Genomic DNA, 1377 nt, shown 5'->3' with positions numbered 1-1377 from the left:
TAACTTCCGCGCTTACCGTCGTCTCGAACGCCTACGCGTTTTCCTACGTAGTCGGTTCACGACTGCGCAACGCTCGTCTCATATCGTGCCATAGGTTCTCTCAAGATCGGATTGAGCGATATGTTTGACGACAAGGCCGATTGGCTCGCCCGCTCGCGCACGATCATCGTGGCCGCAGTCGGCGCTTGGCTGGCCTGGGTCAGCGGCTTCGCCGGATGGTATGCCTCGACGGCGCTACAGGTATTGAATTGACCATTTGGTCGCACGATCACTGTCGGCCTGTCGATCTCGACCGTCATCGATCCCCCGCTGCCAGGCAATCTCGGCGTGGGTGGAGCGGAAGGCGATGTTGAGTGGATACGGGCAAGGGTGCGTGCAACGTCACCTCAGTTCGTGCTGTTCCCGGCGCCGCCTACTCGCAGCGGATTGTCGGTTGAGCCTGGTAGGTCCCGGCCGTGAAGACGCCCACCGTCTTCGTGGCGCTCAAGCTGAGGTCGATGTTCTGCGTTCCGAGCAGGACCACCGCCGACAGAAGGTCGAGCAGCGATGCGCCGCCTTGGGGCTGCATTCGCCCCGTGAACTGGACGCTCGCGTCGGCGCCCGCCGGAGCGAACGCAAAGTTTGTCGGCGGGACATACGTCACGCGGAAGCAGTTGACCTGAACCGCGAGACTGCACGTCGACTGCGGGACGCCGCCGTTCAGGAGCGTCGTGACGCTGACCCGGGCCGCTTGGCCGCCGGCGTTGGTCGAGGACAGCGACTTGAGGTCCGTCGAGGCCGTCAGCGTTCCCGGCGATACGACGACGATCGTGCAGGTGCCGATCGTGGCGTCCACCAAGGCGATTGCAGGACCGACCATGGCGGCTGTCAGCATCGCCGCGCACGCAAGACGCTTCAGCGCGCCGGTCAGCCAGCGGTTACTTGCGCTTGGGCTTGGACTTGCCATCGCTCCAACCCGTGTTCGCCCAGTTGGCTTCCTTGCCGTTCATGTCGTCGCTGGGAGCGGAGGCGTTCGCAGCCACGGCACCCTCTGCCGGGCCGGACGCCAGTCCCATCTGGAGAAGCTTCAGCTCGGCGCGCAGACGTGCGATCTCCAGGTCGTAGAGTTCGGTACAGTTCAGGCGCTTGCCACCCTGGCTCAGCGGGATCACGACACGGCCGTAGGTCGCGATGTTGCCGTTGTCGTAGCTGTTGCCATTGCCGCTGCCGTTGATGGCGCCGACATCGAGATAGGCGCCCGATCCCCCGACCGCCGAGCGGCAGGTCGTCCCGTCGGCCGCGCGTACCTCGTCCTGGCCCTGCGGCAGCGAGACACCCGGCAGGTTGAAGCCGCTCTGGCTCTGATTGAGGTAGTACCGGTCTTCCGCCCGTGACGGG

3 protein-coding genes are annotated in these 1377 nt (G+C 64.9%); 1 reads left to right on the top strand and 2 read right to left on the bottom strand.

The window, feature by feature from the left end; translation table 11 throughout:
- Positions 1–120 precede the first annotated feature (120 nt).
- Positions 121–252 (top strand): hypothetical protein, encoded by a 132-nt coding sequence (locus AUL35_RS23110; protein WP_280137365.1) that lies wholly within the window; start codon positions 121–123, stop codon positions 250–252.
- Between the two features lie 160 nt (positions 253–412).
- On the opposite strand, the gene AUL35_RS20480 is transcribed toward AUL35_RS23110, so the two are convergent.
- A complete protein-coding gene (locus tag AUL35_RS20480; RefSeq protein ID WP_062018328.1) occupies positions 413–874 on the bottom strand; it encodes a hypothetical protein in 462 nt (153 codons plus the stop codon).
- Positions 875–917: 43 nt separating this feature from the next.
- Positions 918–1377: hypothetical protein (locus AUL35_RS22680; protein ID WP_062018327.1), on the bottom strand; the 460-nt coding region annotated here is incomplete at its 5' end.

This window comes from Aureimonas sp. AU4 (assembly GCF_001463765.1).
GTDB lineage: Bacteria > Pseudomonadota > Alphaproteobacteria > Rhizobiales > Rhizobiaceae > Aureimonas.
This window is presented reverse-complemented; position numbering and strand designations above follow the sequence as displayed.